Annotated in this window: 16 protein-coding genes; 11 read left to right on the top strand and 5 right to left on the bottom strand. The window is 45.0% G+C overall.

Going from position 1 to position 16,510, the window contains the following annotated elements:
* Nucleotides 1-5 precede the first annotated feature (5 nt).
* The 7 genes from AC6R00_RS20335 (at nt 6) to AC6R00_RS20305 (ending at nt 6,863) form a co-directional block, all read left to right on the top strand.
* Complete coding sequence (locus tag AC6R00_RS20335; protein ID WP_500641716.1) at nt 6-1,355, top strand: GH1 family beta-glucosidase; 1,350 nt, start codon at nt 6-8, stop codon at nt 1,353-1,355.
* A complete protein-coding gene (locus tag AC6R00_RS20330; RefSeq protein WP_008077974.1) occupies nt 1,355-2,449 on the top strand; it encodes an ABC transporter ATP-binding protein in 1,095 nt (364 codons plus the stop codon). Before AC6R00_RS20335 ends, AC6R00_RS20330 begins: the two co-directional genes overlap by 1 nt.
* A 129-nt stretch (nt 2,450-2,578) precedes the next feature.
* On the top strand, nt 2,579-3,598 hold the full coding sequence (locus AC6R00_RS20325) for a LacI family DNA-binding transcriptional regulator (protein ID WP_272785432.1): 1,020 nt from the start codon (nt 2,579-2,581) through the stop codon (nt 3,596-3,598).
* Nucleotides 3,599-3,648: 50 nt separating this feature from the next.
* On the top strand, nt 3,649-4,329 hold the full coding sequence (locus AC6R00_RS20320; RefSeq protein WP_500641715.1) for an SDR family oxidoreductase: 681 nt from the start codon (nt 3,649-3,651) through the stop codon (nt 4,327-4,329).
* Between the two features lie 176 nt (nt 4,330-4,505).
* Nucleotides 4,506-5,054: a YbhB/YbcL family Raf kinase inhibitor-like protein gene (locus AC6R00_RS20315; RefSeq protein ID WP_500641714.1), complete on the top strand. Its 549-nt coding sequence runs from the start codon at nt 4,506-4,508 to the stop codon at nt 5,052-5,054.
* 16 nt (nt 5,055-5,070) lie between these two features.
* A complete protein-coding gene (locus AC6R00_RS20310; protein WP_500641713.1) occupies nt 5,071-5,889 on the top strand; it encodes an AraC family transcriptional regulator in 819 nt (272 codons plus the stop codon).
* Nucleotides 5,886-6,863: a DUF3080 domain-containing protein gene (locus tag AC6R00_RS20305; protein ID WP_500641712.1), complete on the top strand. Its 978-nt coding sequence runs from the start codon at nt 5,886-5,888 to the stop codon at nt 6,861-6,863. The genes AC6R00_RS20310 and AC6R00_RS20305 overlap by 4 nt, the downstream gene beginning before the upstream one ends.
* Before the next feature lie 142 nt (nt 6,864-7,005).
* On the opposite strand, the gene AC6R00_RS20300 is transcribed toward AC6R00_RS20305, so the two are convergent.
* Both AC6R00_RS20300 and AC6R00_RS20295 read right to left on the bottom strand, forming a co-directional pair.
* A complete protein-coding gene (locus tag AC6R00_RS20300; protein WP_500641711.1) occupies nt 7,006-8,979 on the bottom strand; it encodes a DNA topoisomerase III in 1,974 nt (657 codons plus the stop codon).
* Between the two features lie 369 nt (nt 8,980-9,348).
* Complete coding sequence (locus AC6R00_RS20295; protein WP_004748458.1) at nt 9,349-9,684, bottom strand: Grx4 family monothiol glutaredoxin; 336 nt, start codon at nt 9,682-9,684, stop codon at nt 9,349-9,351.
* Nucleotides 9,685-9,987: 303 nt separating this feature from the next.
* Here AC6R00_RS20295 and sodB point away from each other — a divergent pair, with 303 nt between their 5' ends.
* From sodB to AC6R00_RS20280, 3 genes are all read left to right on the top strand, one after another.
* A complete protein-coding gene (gene sodB / locus AC6R00_RS20290; RefSeq protein WP_004748456.1) occupies nt 9,988-10,572 on the top strand; it encodes a superoxide dismutase [Fe] in 585 nt (194 codons plus the stop codon).
* Between the two features lie 132 nt (nt 10,573-10,704).
* The gene (locus AC6R00_RS20285) at nt 10,705-11,208 is read left to right on the top strand and encodes a VC2046/SO_2500 family protein (protein WP_500641710.1); all 504 of its coding nucleotides are present in this window, start codon (nt 10,705-10,707) and stop codon (nt 11,206-11,208) included.
* 204 nt (nt 11,209-11,412) lie between these two features.
* Nucleotides 11,413-12,075 carry an SDR family oxidoreductase gene (locus AC6R00_RS20280; RefSeq protein WP_069666881.1) on the top strand — a complete coding sequence of 221 codons (663 nt, stop codon included), beginning with the start codon at nt 11,413-11,415 and terminating at the stop codon, nt 12,073-12,075.
* Nucleotides 12,076-12,101: 26 nt separating this feature from the next.
* Here AC6R00_RS20280 and AC6R00_RS20275 read toward each other — a convergent pair whose 3' ends face one another.
* Complete coding sequence (locus tag AC6R00_RS20275; protein ID WP_500641709.1) at nt 12,102-12,551, bottom strand: low molecular weight protein-tyrosine-phosphatase; 450 nt, start codon at nt 12,549-12,551, stop codon at nt 12,102-12,104.
* 111 nt (nt 12,552-12,662) lie between these two features.
* Here AC6R00_RS20275 and cobO point away from each other — a divergent pair, with 111 nt between their 5' ends.
* On the top strand, nt 12,663-13,268 hold the full coding sequence (gene cobO / locus AC6R00_RS20270) for a cob(I)yrinic acid a,c-diamide adenosyltransferase (protein ID WP_367937640.1): 606 nt from the start codon (nt 12,663-12,665) through the stop codon (nt 13,266-13,268).
* 48 nt (nt 13,269-13,316) lie between these two features.
* On the opposite strand, the gene AC6R00_RS20265 is transcribed toward cobO, so the two are convergent.
* Together AC6R00_RS20265 and AC6R00_RS20260 are read right to left on the bottom strand one after the other, a co-directional pair.
* Entirely contained in the window at nt 13,317-14,108 is a 792-nt protein-coding gene (locus AC6R00_RS20265) for a hypothetical protein (protein ID WP_500641708.1), read from the bottom strand.
* 156 nt (nt 14,109-14,264) lie between these two features.
* Nucleotides 14,265-16,427, bottom strand: a complete 2,163-nt coding sequence (locus tag AC6R00_RS20260; protein WP_500641707.1) for an AsmA family protein — start codon at nt 16,425-16,427, stop codon at nt 14,265-14,267.
* Nucleotides 16,428-16,510 lie beyond the last annotated feature (83 nt).

Below are 16,510 nucleotides of genomic sequence, written 5' to 3'. Positions count from 1 at the left end.
TAACAATGAATAAATTCCAACTTCCTACTGATTCTAAATTACGCAGCCCAGAATTCTTGTTTGGCGTCGCCACGTCTTCTTATCAGATTGAAGGTGGCGCTCAACTTGGTGGACGAAGCCCATCTATCTGGGACACCTTCTGCAATAAGCAAGGTGCAGTAGATAACGCAGACAACGGCGATGTTGCCTGTGACCATTTCCATCTTTGGAAACAAGACATTGAGATGATTCAAGGGCTAGGTGTCGACGCATACCGACTGTCTATGGCATGGCCCCGCATCATTCCTCAAGACGGTGTAGTCAATCAAGAAGGGCTAAAGTTCTATGAACAGATCATCGATGAATGTCACGCGCGGGGTTTAAAAGTCTTTGTCACACTTTATCACTGGGACCTTCCTCAGTACCTTGAAGATAAAGGGGGCTGGCTGAACCGAGAAACCGCTTACAAATTTGAGCAGTACGCGAACGTAGTCAGTGAGTACTTCGGCGATAAAATCGATTCCTACGCCACGCTTAACGAACCGTTTTGCTCTTCGTATCTAGGTTATCGTTGGGGAATCCATGCGCCGGGTATAAAGGGCGAACGCGAGGGCTTTTTGTCGGCTCACCACCTAATGCTAGCTCATGGCTTAGCGATTCCTCACATGCGTAAGAATGCCCCTAATGCTATGCATGGTTGTGTGTTCAATGCCACACCAGCATACCCATTAAACGATAGCGATGTGGCTGCCGCTGAGTATTCAGATGCGGAAGGTTTCCACTGGTTTATGGACCCAGTCCTGAAAGGCGAATATCCGCAGTTAGTTCTTGAGCGTCAATCTCACAATATGCCGATGATCTTAGAGGGCGATCTCGACATTATCCGCACCGACTTGGACTTTATCGGTATTAACTTCTACACCCGCTGCGTGGTTCGCTTTGATGAAAATGGTGATATCAAAGACGTGCCTCAGCCAGAAAATGAACATACCTTTATCGGCTGGGAGATCTACCCACAAGCACTCACTGATCTACTACTCCGTCTTAACGACCGTTACGACAACCTGCCGCCACTTTACATCACTGAAAATGGGGCGGCTGGTGAAGACGATTGTATCAATGGTGAAGTGAATGACACCCAGCGTGTTAACTATTTCCAAGCACACTTAGAAGCAGTGGATAGCGCTATTAAATCTGGTGTCAACGTACAAGGCTACTTCGCATGGAGCCTAATGGATAACTTCGAGTGGGCATTTGGTTACAAGCAGCGTTTCGGTATCGTGCACGTTGAGTATGAAACCCAAAAACGTACGCTAAAACAGAGCGCCATTGCTTACCGTAACATGCTACTTGAGCGCCGAGAGGAGAATTTGTAATGGCTAAAGTTGAATTCAAAAACATCAAGAAGTCTTACGACGATGTCGAGGTAGTGAAACACTTTGATTTCACCGTCAACGATGGTGAGTTTGTGGTTTTCCTCGGTCCATCTGGTTGCGGCAAGTCAACCACGCTACGCATGCTGGCTGGCCTAGAAAGTATCACTGCTGGCGAGATACTTGTTGGCGATAAGCTGATGAATAAAATCGATGCTAAAGATAGAGACTTAGCGATGGTATTCCAGAGCTATGCACTTTACCCACATATGACGGTATACGAAAACATCGCATTTGCCCTCAAGCTCAAAGGTATGGCAAAAAGCCAGATTGATGTTGAAGTACGTAAAGCGGCAAAAATGTTGGAACTAGAGCCACTTCTCGATCGCAAACCTAAAGAGCTTTCTGGTGGACAGCGCCAGCGAGTTGCAATGGGGCGAGCTATGGTGCGTACACCTAAAGTGTTCTTGTTTGATGAGCCGCTTTCAAACTTAGATGCCAAGCTGCGTGGTACCATGCGCGAAGAGATCAAGCAGCTTCATCGAGAACTACAAACAACCACTATCTACGTCACCCATGACCAAATAGAAGCTATGACACTTGCTGATCGTATTGTCATTCTCAAAGATGGCTATGTCGCACAGGTAGGCACACCAACACAAGTGTTCCAGCAGCCTGCTAATAAGTTTGTTGCCCAGTTCATTGGTAACCCATCGATGAACATGCTTGACGCACAATTGGTTGGCGAAGAAGGCAATTGGCAGATAGAGCTTGGTGATGTTCGCATCCCACTTCCACAACGCTTCCACGCGCATGCCTCTAAAAATCTGGCACTTCACTTCGGTGTTAGACCAACGGATATCCACCTGCGTGCCGAACAGGTGGACCATGATCGGGTTCTGCCGTTACCGGTCAAGATCAAGGACAAAGAACTGCTGGGCGCAAGCATACTGCTAAAAACGGAAATAGCGGGGCAGCCACTGATGGTAGAAACACAAGCGGCGGAAGTTGATGTCAATGAACTGACTCTGTATCTCGATTTAGATGCGGTTCATCTATTTGATGCCTTGAGTGAAAATTCACTGGCCACCTTCTAATAGCATGAGTAAGCCGATGCTCACTTAGCATCGGCTTATTAATAGACCTCTCACTTCCCTATCAGCTGTATTGAGCTCTGACTGGGTGTTTTCTATATTCAATGTTTGGCTTGCTTTGTTGTTGGTTCGATGAAATCAAAAAAGAAGAATAAATCCCCCTCTATCTATGATGTCGCCAAACTTGCTGGCGTCTCACCCAGTACTGTTTCACGTTTTCTCAATCGGACAACTTACGTCTCTGATGAAAAAAGCTACAACATTGAGCAAGCAATAAAAACACTGGGCTATAAGCCTAACTACACCATGAATCAGGGCAGCAACACGCGTTCCATGACCATCGGCGTTCTAGTGCAAAACCCCGAAAGCCCGCATACAAGCCGTATTCTGAATGACATGGAGAAAGTCCTCAATGCACAAGGCTACTCTCTGGTTATCGCGACCGGACACTGGAAAAACAAACTTGAATCACATGCTCTAGACTACTTGTCTAAAAGTAATGTTGATGGCGTCATCATTGTCACCGGCAGCCTCACCGAGAAGCAAATCCTTGAATATGCAGAAAACATCCCTGTTGTCGCCGTTGGCTATGATGTGATTGGCGATCGAGTGCGCTGCGTTAACATCGATAACGTACTTGGTGGTTACATGGCTACCTTGCACCTACTTCAACAAGGTCACTTAAACATTGCCCATATTAAAGGTCTGCTCAACCAACCAGACGCGGTCGCACGCTTTGTCGGCTACAAGAAAGCGTTGCAAGAGGCAGGAATCAAGGTTCAGCCAAAACTGATTAAACAAGGCGACTTCAGCAGTGAATGTGGCTATCAACTGACTAAGGAACTGATTGAATCTAAGTGTCACTTCAGTGCCATTTTCGCTGCCAATGACCAAACGGCCTATGGGGTTATCAAAGCCCTGCATGACCACGGTTATCGAGTACCAGAAGATATCTCAGTGGTAGGCTTTGATGATCTTCCGACCTCATTTTACTTTACCCCTGCGCTCACCACGATGCGTCAACCCGTTGAAGAAGTCGGTGTTGTCTGTGCAGAATCAATTCTTAACTTGTTAAGTGGCAATAGACATGAAGTACGCCTGCCACCTATCGAGCTTATTATCAGGCAATCGACCAAGTCCCTTTACCGTTAGCTTTCTGATATTCTCCAATAAACACTCTAAGAATATCTAAAGGACTTGCGATGAAAACTGTTGTAATCACCGGAGCGAACCGCGGTATAGGGTTAAGCTTAGCGAAAAACTATCTTGCTCAAGGCTGGCAAGTTCACGCAACCTATCGATCAGAGAGTAGTTCGCCGGAGCTCCTAGAACTGGAAGGTACCAATCTGACCTGTCACCCATTAGATATAACGGATTATCAAGGACTGAGTGAATTTGCTAACGCACTATCTGCTATCGATTTGCTGATCAACAATGCAGGCTACTACGGGCCGAAAGGTTATGGCTTTGGTAACACCGATGTTGATGAGTGGCGAAAAGTGTTTGAAATCAACACCATTGCACCGTTGAAACTGGTGGAGACTTTATACCCTAACCTGCAAAAAGGACAGCTAAAGAAAATTGCTTGCCTCTCGTCTAAAGTCGGCAGCATGACTGAGAATACTTCAGGTGGTGGCTACATTTACCGCTCATCAAAAGCAGCCCTCAACTCTGTAGTTAAAAGCTTAAGCAACGATCTGACAGCTGAAGGGTTTACCGTGTTAGCACTTCACCCTGGCTGGGTACAAACTGAAATGGGCGGACCTAATGCGTTGATTGATACCGACACTTCCGCAAAGGGTTTAATCAAAGTGATTGAACAAACAGATCAAGCCTGTTCTGGTGAGTTTATTAACTACAACGGTAATCGTTTACCGTGGTAATCAACACGTGAACCACTTACTGGTTTAATAAAAATTCCCAAAAAACCCTAAGTATCAAATAAGCTACGCTTTAAGACAAATTTGATACTTTTTGTTGATTAAAATTGCTGTTCTTTCCTTAATCTGAATTGGCTTAACGCTATTAGATAAACAGATTAAAAATAAGGAAAGTCACAATGAAGACGATCAAACAACAACTTGGTTTCACACTACTATCTATTGCTGGCATCGCTTTTTCTGGCGTAGCTAGTGCACTTCAAATCTATAGTGATGACATTCAAGAAGGCCATCCAATAGCTAAGACCTTTGAATATTCAGGTTGGGGATGCACAGGAGATAACTTATCGCCTCAACTGAGTTGGAAGGATATCCCGGAAGGTACAAAAAGCTTTGCAATTACTGCCTACGATCCTGATGCGCCAACAGAAAGCGGCTTTTGGCATTGGATTGCATTAGATGTTCCAGCCAAAACAACTCAACTGCCAAGAGGCGTAAACATCACTGAGCTTGGTGGTCGCGAAGTTCGTATAGATTATGGTACTGCTGGATTTGGAGGTGCATGTCCTCCTGTTGCAGACGGTATGCACCGTTACCAATTTACAGTGTGGGCTCTGCCAAAAGCAAAACTTGGACTCGATAAAAACACACCAGCTGCTGTCGTTGGGTTTACCCTTAATAGTATTGCATTAGACAAAGCAACCTTGACCGCAACATACACCCGTTAAACAATCAGGAGAAGTGATGAATCACGTATATCAAATTGCAACATTTAGAGCTCAGCATTCACAAAAACTGCGCAATGTGACGATTCATTCTCCGAGCATCATCCAAATTATTTCTGGCAGTAAACGTTTGTTCCAGAGCGGTGGAAACATCGCACTTACTCACTCGAAACTGCTACTTTGCAGTCGTTCATCGCGCTTTAGTTTCGAGAACTCCCCAGAAAAAGGCGCGTTCCTTTCTCGGGTGTTCAGCTTTCACCAAGCGCCAGAAGAAAATCAAATATTGCTCAGTCAGGAAAATTCAGCAGGACAAAATAGGCAATGGACTAACAGCGACAAAGCTCTTGAGCAGACTTTGAACATCCTCTTTTCACTCAATCTATCGCCCATGAGCACAGAGACCCAACGTCTTTGGTTAGCCCCTTTGTATCAACAACTAGCTGAGCGCGGCGCTCTGCATCATCTTTTTGTCAGCCACTATACTTCCTTTAGCGAACAACTTACCCGATACCTCTCACTTTCACCTAGTAAAGCTCACCCTTTAGAAGAAGTAGCGGCTCATTTTGCAGTTAGTCGAGCTACTTTCATTCGTCGACTCAAGAAAGAAGATGTCCGATATAGAGAGGTTCTTAGTGATGTACGGCTTAGTCATGCACTCAGTTTGATGCAAGACCAATCATTAAGTGTGCTTCAATTAGCGTATATGTGTGGCTATAAATCTGAGCAACGCTTCAGCCAGCGTTTTAGGTCTAAGTTCGGTTTAACACCAATAGAGTATATGCGAACAATTCGAGGACATGCAGAACCATCAGAGGTAACTGACGGAGCATTGGTATGACAAAAGCGCGCTCAGTGTTGATATCAGTTATTTTGCTTACTCTCGTGGCTTGTCAAACAGACAGCCCAAGCCACCTTTTTGATGACTACTTAACTCGCGTTGCAAGAGTGCAAGACGCACCCAAAGTAAATAAAGATACAGTGAGCTACGCTCAGTTGCCCCGAAAGCGCGATTTATACGTTGACGTGCCTTCTGTCTCTATCGGCCTGCTCGACAGTTACCAATTAAGGCAGTGTGGTTTGTTTAATCTGATAGCGGAGAAGAACTCTGTTTTAGGAAAAGTTGCCGACGAGTTTCGTAATTATGACTACCAAACAGCGTTATTGGATGGCCTCTCTCAGTGCATAAACAGTAACGGCCTAGAACCAGATCTAGTAATGAAACTTGTCGAGATTCAACAACAAAAGCAGTCTCAGTTTGAGGTGCATCACTGGAACCTAATATTTGCGAGTGATGCGATGCAAAAGCAGCTCAGCGGAACTCAGTGGCTAGAACCCAACCTTGGCCAAACAGTGGTTGAAATCAATCAAGCGTTAGCAACTTTGAATCGCGCTTCTGACAGCGTAAGTAACCAAGTGATTGACGTTCAAGAGGTTCTTGAGAAAAAGGTTATTGTGGGCAATCTAAGTTACTCTCTCGCGATGGCAACGAGCAAACTAAACCACGTCACCCAGCAACTCACAGAATATGACCACAATATAATCTGCGCTCAAAATCGCGACACCACTAAGTTTAAATATCTAAACAATGTCTTTGAACAGCAATTTGTGGGTAAGGTGCAACCCTATATGGCTCAGCTCGACGGCTATTATCAGACCCTGTCATCAAACCTAAGTCTGTTTGATCCCAAGCCAAACATTCATAGGTATGTGTATCCGCTAAAGAAACACCATGTGGAGTTTCGTCAAGCTATACGCCGTCACGTCGATTATTGGCAACAACTATTTAAACGCTGTGGGCGCAAAGTAGGTTGATACCAAGCAGAATAAATATCTGATTATACTTGCTGGTTAAAATCGCTGATCGCTGTGTTATAGATTTTGTAGGTAGATCAACTAGCTAGCTGCAATCTATGCCTTGCTCTAAGCGATTTTCCCTGCGCAATTATCTGAACACCTATTTATCCCGATTGGTATTAGACTTCTTAGATGTGGACTTGGCAGAAGATTTCTTACGGTAGCCGCCTTTTTTGCGTTTGTATGCCGGGCGCTCTACTTTAGGTAGGTGACGCAAAGACTCAGGAACCTCTCCGCTACGAACTTGATGCATCAAACCATCAATTCGCTGCTGTAGAGCCTGCATGAAAGGTTGATAGGCTTGGTTACGCTCTGCCATACCCTGCAACTGGTGCTCCCAGTTTGCTGTCATATCTGGAAAGGTCGATTCAGATGGCAATGCATGTATCAAGCCTCTTCCAGCTGGTGTACTGAGAATAGACTTGCCTTGGCGCTGCAATAATTGGCGTTTAAACAGAGTATCAAGGATGCCTGCACGCGTCGCTTCAGTCCCTAAGCCATCGGTCTCTTTAAGTATTTTTTTCAGCTCTTTGTCTTCCACAAAACGGGCTATACCCGTCATTGCCTGAAGTAATGTCGCTTCAGTAAAATGTTTCGGCGGCTCTGTCTTACGATCTTTAATCTCACCTTCTCGGCAGGTTAGAACGCTCCCTTCAGGTAAAGGAGGAACCGCATCAACACTTGCGTCTTCATCATCAACTTTACCCATCAGCTCTTTCCAACCTGCCGATACAAGCTGACGCCCCTTGGCAATAAAGGTTCCACCTGCGATATCAAATACCAGCTTGGCTTCTGCATACACTGCCGCCGGATAGAACTGCATCAAATATTGGCGCGCAATCTGCTGATAAATCTTCATCTCATTGCCAGATAGCCCATTCACTGAAGTCTTTTTCGGCGTAGGGATGATCGCATGGTGAGCATCGACTTTTTTATCATTCCATGCTTTGGATTTAAGGCTCAGATTCGCCCCTGATACTGCACTGCCGAGTTCTTTGGTATTGTTGCTGATCGCATCACAAACACTACTCGCTTGGGAATAATGCTCCATCGGCAAATAACGACAATCAGAGCGCGGATAAGTAATCAACTTGTGCTTTTCATACAGAGACTGACAAGTATCAAGTACCTGCTGCGCGCTCATACCAAATCGCTTTGCGGCATCAATTTGCAGAGCAGATAACGAATAGGGCAGTGGCGCTGATTGCTTGGTTTGCTTTTGCTCTGATTCAACCACTTTTGCTGGTTGGTTAGCGATTCGATTAGCGACATTTTCCACCAGCTTACGATTGAGGACCCTACCCTCGTCGTCTTGCCAAGGTTTACACGCGTCACTCGGTTTCCAACGAGCGCGTATATCAAACGCGCTTGAGCCATCTTGATACGGGATAAGAGCGTGAAGAGTAAAATAATCGCGAGGGATAAAGTTCTCTATCTCTTCATCACGGCGAACCACTAAGCCAAGCACTGGAGTTTGCACTCGACCAACGGACAAAACACCTTGATAGCCCGCCTTTTGGCCTAGTAGCGTATAGGCACGAGACATGTTCATGCCATACAACCAGTCTGCTCTAGAGCGTGCTAAGGCAGAAACCGACAACGGCACGAAGTCGCGGTTGCTGCGCATTTGGCTTAAGGCGCGCTTGACCGCTGGCAAGTTCAAATCGCTAATCAGCAAACGCTGTGTCGCTTCTTTTTTCGTTTTGCTGACCTTGCAGTAATCGAGCACTTCATCCACCAGTAGTTGCCCTTCCCTATCAGGGTCTCCGGCGTGAACGATATGATTCGCTTCCTTCAAAAGCTTTCGTACTACTGTCAGCTGCTTACTCGCCGACTTTCTTGGTCGTAGCTGCCATTGCTCAGGGACAATCGGTAAATCAGCCAGATTCCACTTTTTATAGCGTTCATCGTAGGCATCAGGCTCGACTTGCTCAAGTAAGTGCCCAATACACCAAGTCACTACGTCGCCATTACCACAACGAATAAAACCCTGATCATTTTTCTTTGGTCCAGGGAGTGCAGCGGCAATTGCGCGGCCAAGGCTTGGTTTTTCAGCAATAAAGAGACGAGACATAAAGTAGGGTCTGTTGGCCTTTTGCGGTTAAATTTTGTTCGAGATAAAAGCGTTTTAATCGCGGCGAGAGGTTTGCCGCCTAGTCACTCTAAGCAAAACACCTCTCAACAAAGAGTAAAACGCTTTTAGCCGAACCCTTCGGGCAGCGTTTGTGGTTCCTTTCTACTGCGTTATCGGCTTTTCAGGTAGAGCAACTACAATTCACAGCCTCTGCCTTGCATAAAGAACCCACAAACTGCTGCAAAAATCAGCTCAAAAGGTCAACAGACCCTAGAGTCAGACAGATACAATAAGGGCCACATTATCGAATGTGGCCCTTAGAAATCAAGAAAAACTGTAAATTTAAACAGTATTCCTAATGAAGAAAGATTACTCTTCGCTTGTTCCTGCGCGCTCTGCTGCTTCTTTAACTAGAGGCTGCAGTTCACCTTTTTGGAACATTTCGATGATAATGTCACAACCACCGATCAGCTCACCTTCAACCCATAGTTGAGGGAAAGTTGGCCACTGTGCGTATGCCGGTAGCTCTGCACGGATATCAGGGTTTTGAAGAATATCTACGTAAGCGAATTTTTCACCACAAGCCATAAGAGCTTGAGCTGCTTGAGAAGAGAAACCGCAGCTAGGTAGTTTAGGCGAACCTTTCATGTAAAGAAGGATCGAGTTTTCTGCGATCTGCTGTTTGATTTTATCGATAGTTTCCATTGCTTCCTCTTAATGGAGTTACGGCAAATATTCTGCACATTCTAAACCATTAGCACAGAATAAAAAGCCTAATATGAGTAAGGTTATAGTGAACTTCGTGCTTTTTTGAGATTAACTGTCATTATCTAATAAAGAATTTTCATATAGAAATTTACAGCCTGAGCTTTTAATAAAGTAAAAACTTGCTAAACTAGAGCGCAAGTCAGCAAAATGACCATGGTTGGCACTGCGAGCCATGAATTATAAATAACACTGGAAGCAATCGAGAGGGGCAACCCTTTCATATAAATGGAGAATCGAGCAATGGCATTTGAACTACCAGCTCTTCCTTACGCGAAAGACGCACTAGAACCACATATCTCAGCTGAAACTCTAGATTTCCACCACGGTAAGCACCACAACACTTACGTTGTTAAGCTAAACGGTCTTATTCCTGGCACTGAGTTTGAAGGCAAATCTCTAGAAGAAATCATCAAGACTTCTACTGGTGGTGTATTCAACAACGCTGCACAAATCTGGAACCACACATTCTACTGGCACTGTCTAGCGCCAAACGCGGGTGGCGAGCCAACAGGTGCAGTAGCTGACGCTATCAACGCTGCATTCGGTTCTTTCGAAGAGTTCAAAGCGAAATTCACAGACTCTGCGATCAACAACTTCGGTTCTTCTTGGACTTGGCTTGTTAAGAAAGCAGACGGTTCTCTAGAGATCGTTAACACGTCTAACGCAGCAACACCTCTAACAGAAGAAGGTACAACTCCACTTCTTACTGTTGACCTATGGGAACACGCTTACTACATCGATTTCCGTAACGTTCGTCCAGACTACATGAATGCATTCTGGGCACTAGTTAACTGGGACTTCGTTGCAGAAAACCTAGCAAAATAATCCTCCTCCCTAGGATTTAAATTTAGTCATTTTAAAAGCCAGCACTTTGCTGGCTTTTTTTCGTTTCAAGCTATGATTTCCCTAAAGTTTCTCAGTACTAAGTCGCTATAAAAGCAACGAACGAGGAACATCATGCAAATTCACACTTTAGACAAAGCAGCCATCATCAGCGAGCTTCAGTTTGGCACGGGTATTAACCATGCCGTACATGAAGGACGCAGAGCTGACTTCGCGCTAATTTTGTCGATGTTTTCTGACGATGTTCGTGACAATACCCCGCTTGAAAAGGTCGATGAGATAGATACGAGCGAACAAGCACTGCGTAAAAAATTTGAGCTGCAAGCACCGCAACAGCTTCGCTCTGATCAAGACTCTTACCAAGTATCGGCGACGCAAGCTTCCCTATTTCACCGTTCCGGACTCCCTAGTACCAAGCTGAGCCACTACTTAAACCCTGACGCTTTAACTTACCTACCAGAAGACACACATAATCTTCCTGAAGAGGTGTATCACAATCTATCTGGACACCAACGTCGTGCAATGGGAGAGAAAGAGCCAAAAGAGCTAATGCCAATCGATCTTTATAATCAGCTAATAAAAGCTCAGCGTACTTTCCAGATCCAAATCCAAGCTTAAAGGATCGTTTTTGATCACACTTTTCGTGTCTCATTTTTCGGACTTGCTTAACAATAGGCCTGCATAATGTGAATAGCGCCAAATAATCGAACATTGTCATACTGAGCGAAGAGTTATTTGACGTTATTCACAACTAAAACACAGCTAATCTACCATGCTATGTGGACATCTTTTAGAGCATGCATTGCTTATGGGGGTAAGCCAATGGATATAAAAAATGCTGTAATTTTAGTGACATCTGCCGGTTCTCAGATCGGAAGCACTCTCGCTTATCACTTTGCTTCGCTTGGTGCGACGCTGGTTTTGTGTGATCGAAAAACACCTCAACTCGCGCAAACCTATCAGCTGTGCCAAGAGATATCAGACAGCGTCTATCAATGCCCTATAGATGATCACTCACTCAGTTCTATCCAATACTTATTCACATTCATGGATCAAACGGTCAAGCGGTCCCCCGACGTTTTGATCAATACGCTCACAGCAGAAGCGATGCCGAATATTTTTGATCATCAAGGCAGTGACCTGTTTACTCAAAGGCTCTCTTTGATGGCTGCGACACTGTTTAGCTTTGGTCAAGCAACCGCCGAAAGAATGCGTGAAGAACAGAAAAACGGTGTGATTGTTAATGTAATTTCTCATCCTGACTATCAGGATATGTCAGGCTTCGACAATGCAACATCGATGGTGGCGGGGTTTACCCAAAGTTGGGCTAAAGAACTCACCCCTTTCAACATTCGCGTTGGAGGCGTTGTCCCTGCTATTGAGCACGATAACTCACACTGGGCAGAAGTGCAGGATGAGTTGATTCGTAATACGGAATATATCGTCTCTAATGATTACTTTAGTGGCAGAGTGATGGCGGCGTAACAGACACCGCCATTCAACTCTCACATTCAAAGTGATTTCAACACATTCTCTGAAGCTTCTTCTATAAGATCCAATACCAGTTCAAATCCGGCATCCCCGCCATAGTATGGGTCGGGGATTTCTTCATATTCAGAATTGGAATAGTCGAGAAACAGTTTTACTTTGTGCTTCAAATGCTGAGGACATTGTTGAATTAAATCGGCAAAGTTGTCTCTATCTGCTGCCAAAATCAAATCAAAATCTTCGAAATCACCACTAACCACTTTACGCGAACGAATCCCTTTAAAAGAGTACCCCCTGTGCTCACCGGCTGCTTTTGCTCTTGAATCTGGTGGGTTTCCTTGGTGGTAACCAATTGTTCCTGCCGAATCCACCTCCACAGGAATACCGAGTTGCTGCGATTTTGCTCTAAGAATGGCTTCTCCGGTCGGAGAGCGGCAGATATTCCCCATACACACAACCAATAGCTTCTTCATTTCCTATTCACTCTCTTTTTACAGGTGCTTTCCCATGAAAATCATAGGTTTTTGCACTACTTTGATTGAGCTATCATAGACACAGATTTATTGAATAAAAAAGGATTTACCATGACCTCTGAAACCAACAAAGAAGTGCGTCACAAAGAGCGACAACAAAAAGTGAAAGAGCAAGTCGATGCTCGAATTGCCGCTGCGCAAGAAGAGAAGGGCCTATTCCTAGTAATCACTGGCAACGGTAAAGGCAAATCTACTTCTGGCTTTGGCACGGTTGCACGCGCTGTTGGACATGGTTTGAAGTGTTCGGTGGCTCAATTTATTAAAGGCACCTGGGACAACGGTGAACGTAATCTGCTGGAGAAACTTGGGGTTGAGTTCCAAGTCATGGGAACTGGCTTTACTTGGGAAACCCAAAGTAAAGCACAAGATACCGAAGCGGCGCAAAAAGTGTGGCAAGAGTGTAAACGTATGCTGCAAGACGAATCGATTGATGTCGTACTGTTTGATGAGATGACCTATATGGTCAACTATGGGTACATCGAATTAGATGAACTGGTCGAAGCGCTAAACAACCGTCCTAAGATGCAATCAGTCATCATCACGGGTCGCGGCGCTCATCGCACCTTGACCGAGATGGCTGACACTGTCTCCGAAGTACGTAACGTCAAGCACGCTTTTGAGTCGGGTGTGAAAGCTCTTAAAGGTGTTGATTGGTAATCCAGTTTTAGCCACTAGAGGCATACTGTTCTAGTGGCTACATCGATACTACTGACCTATGATCTTGATGTTTTGTTTGTGGGGGTAGTGTCCATCCGGCCACTTATGCGTCGGATAGTGATAATCTTTAGATTCCATTAGCGCCACCACCCCAGGTAGCTTATCTGTAAGCTCTGCTCTTGTCTTGAGGCTCAGTTCATCGGAATACAGATCGGCTTTAGAGCCCAAATAACTTGCCGTACTCAAGTAGAAAAACTCAACCGTTTTACATGCACTATCACACGTTGGATCATCATACTGATAGTAGTCGTGCTCATCGGCCATTTTCCACTGTTTGTAGAGCGCACTATTGGTTCGCTTTTGATCGCTAAACAGTTTGGGATACAAAGATTGCCAGCCCGCATTGACGATTAGATGATGGATTTCTTCTTGCGAGGCATCACGGCGATCGCTTGGATTGGTCTCATCGGCTGAAAGATCTTGACCAACGCGCCCTTCAATATCCATTGCATCGAAAGACTCTTCACTAAATCCGCTTTTACTCATGACCAAAACTGCTTGATTTCGGCGTAAGTGATCCAGTAGAGCGGGTTCATCGATAACCCCATCCTGATCATTATCTAACCATTGCGCAGTTACGCTTGCCGCATAAGCGAGCTTCTCTGAATTGACTTTCTGCGTTGCACATAGAGTTACTGCATCAAATACGATCGCTTTATGAGTAAAAAAGGCTGCTGGGCACCCATCGACGTGTGCAGATGTGGTATCAAACTCGCCTGCCGATGCAGTAGACGTCAACGCTGCTGTCATCAGTAGTGATGAATATATTAATGCTTTCATGCTCCCTCCTCTATTGAAAGTACACCTTATCAATGGCGAAAATCATTGACTGTATGAATGTGTCGTAACTTTGTCCAAGTGAGACTGACAGAGGAAAAACAGAGTTAAAAAAACGCGCCATAAATGGCGCGTTTAAAGTTGTCATTGGAAAGACGTTTAGTTAAACAGCCCTTTGATTAAGCTATTAACCGCTTCTTTGGTCTTCTCATCTTTGATTTTTTCACCAAGTTTCTCATCGAGCTTCTTCAATCCACGATCGATCTCTTTCTCAGCTTTCTGCTTAAGTACGTCGTCAAAGATAAGTTTGAACTTAGGCTGCGCCCAAGACCCCGAGATATTGATTGGAATTGTCACATCTTTCAGTTCATCAATGTCTTTGCCGCCTTGGCCTTTTAGCGAGCCAACGATAGAAGTACTGACTGTGAAATCAACCGTTTCGTTGAGGTAATTGGCACTGCCGTTACCACGGATGCGTAATAGTGGTGACTGCATATGAAGATCATTAGTAGACACATTGCCTTTGTTCAGCTTTAAGGTTGCTTTCATCGCGCTAAAGTCTGTTTTCTGGACTTCATTACCACCTTCTAGCTTCTCACCTTTGATCTTGGCGTAATTCTCACGAATTAACTGAGCAACGTTAATGCCGTTCACTGCGCCATCTTCAAAGTTAATGACGATTGTCCCGACTAGATTCTTCTTAATGCCTGTTGGCGTTAAGCTGCTACCTTTAACGTCGACATCAATATTGCCCGTACCTTCCAACATATCGTTGTTTGCTACGTCGGTCAGCAGAGGCTGTACTTTTACACCTTTGATGCGTTTTTTCGCGGTGTAGCTTGCAGGTGACTTACGCGCATCTAAACGAGCCGTAGCGCTGATAGAGCCTTGGTACAGGTTTGATGTAAATGACGTCAGTTCTGCCACACCTCGGTTAACTGAGAAACTCGCCTTTACGTTCTGCATTTTGGCGTTGTTAGCTTTGAACTTGTCGATGGTGATCTCGCCTTTCACATCCAACGTTTTCAGCGCAGAGAGATCAGGTTCCACTTCTTGAGCAGGTTTCTGTGGCGAAGTTTGTGCAGGCTTTTGCTGCGGTGCTTCTGAAGCTGGATCTGTGTCAGATGGCGCTTGCGCCGGAGCCGCTTTGCCCAATCCTAAAAACTCGTCCAAATCGATATTCGGGCTATGCAAAGCAAATCGAACTTTAGGAATATCACCTAGCGTCACATCAGCTTTACCATCAAACGCCAATGCATTTGCGGTCAGCTTTTCTAGCACAAAGCTTATGTGGTTCTTAGTCAGGTCAAACGTCAAGTCAGATGCCATATCTACCTTCATAGGTGACTGAGGTAGTGAGTCTCCTTTGAACGTGGCATCTAGTACCATTTGGTTCATCAGTACTTTGCTGATCGCTTGATCTACTTGCAATGAAGCCGATCCCTTCATATCGATATCCAGACCAGCCGCATTACCCACCACGGCATAACTGAGCGCATTGGCTTTATCGAACTCAAACGTTTCTAGCCCAATCTTAGCGCTATCGATTTTAGTTGCAGGATCGCTGAATGTCGCATCAAGGTTAATGTTGCGTAGCGCGTACTCTTTAAAGCCCTTTGCTAGCTTAAACTCAGCATCACCTTTGGCAGTAAATTTCTGCTGATTCGCTTCACCTTTGGCAGCGAAATCCGCTTTAGTCCAAGTATCAACTGCAAATTGAGACAGATTCAATGAAACGTCATACAGCTTAGTAAATGAACCCGCTTGCTTATCTTGTATTTCGACCGACGCATTAGAGACTGTAACTCCGGCCAAATTGATTGTCCAAGCCGAAGCGCCACCACTACTTTGAGACGCTTCTTCTGTTGCAGGCTGCGAGCTGCTTTCTGAAGTCGCAGGTGCCGCCGTCGTCTCAGCTTGAGCCGCTTGCGCTCGAGTTAGCGCATCAATGTTCTTGCTGCCATCAGGTAAGGTTTCTAACGAGAAAGCCGCGCCATCTAGCGTAATGTTGCCGATTTCAAGTTGTTGACTGAACAGTGGCATCACGGATACATCCACACCGACAGTATCCACCTTGAACATATTCAATTGTTCAAAGCCTTTCGGGTTACGAAGCTCGGTTTGACCTAGCTCGAAACCAATCGATGGGAAAAATTGCCAACTGATATCACCATCGATAACAAGGTCAAGACCAGTATGGGTTTTCGCTTGTTCAACAATAAGTGGTTTAAATTGGTTTGGGTTAACTAAAGTGACCAGTGCAATTAGAGCACCGAGAATAACAACCACTGGGATTGCTATGATTAGGAACAGTTTCTTCATCAGCATTATCCTTGCCTGGTGAGCACGCCTCTTCTGCTAAGGGTTAGCTCCAAGTATAAATGATCAGGTAAATATTTATGGTG

The organism is Vibrio sp. R10-SF1-ISO8 (genome assembly GCF_059833805.1).
Note: the sequence above shows the minus strand (reverse complement) of the source record. Positions and strands in the feature narration are given on the sequence as shown.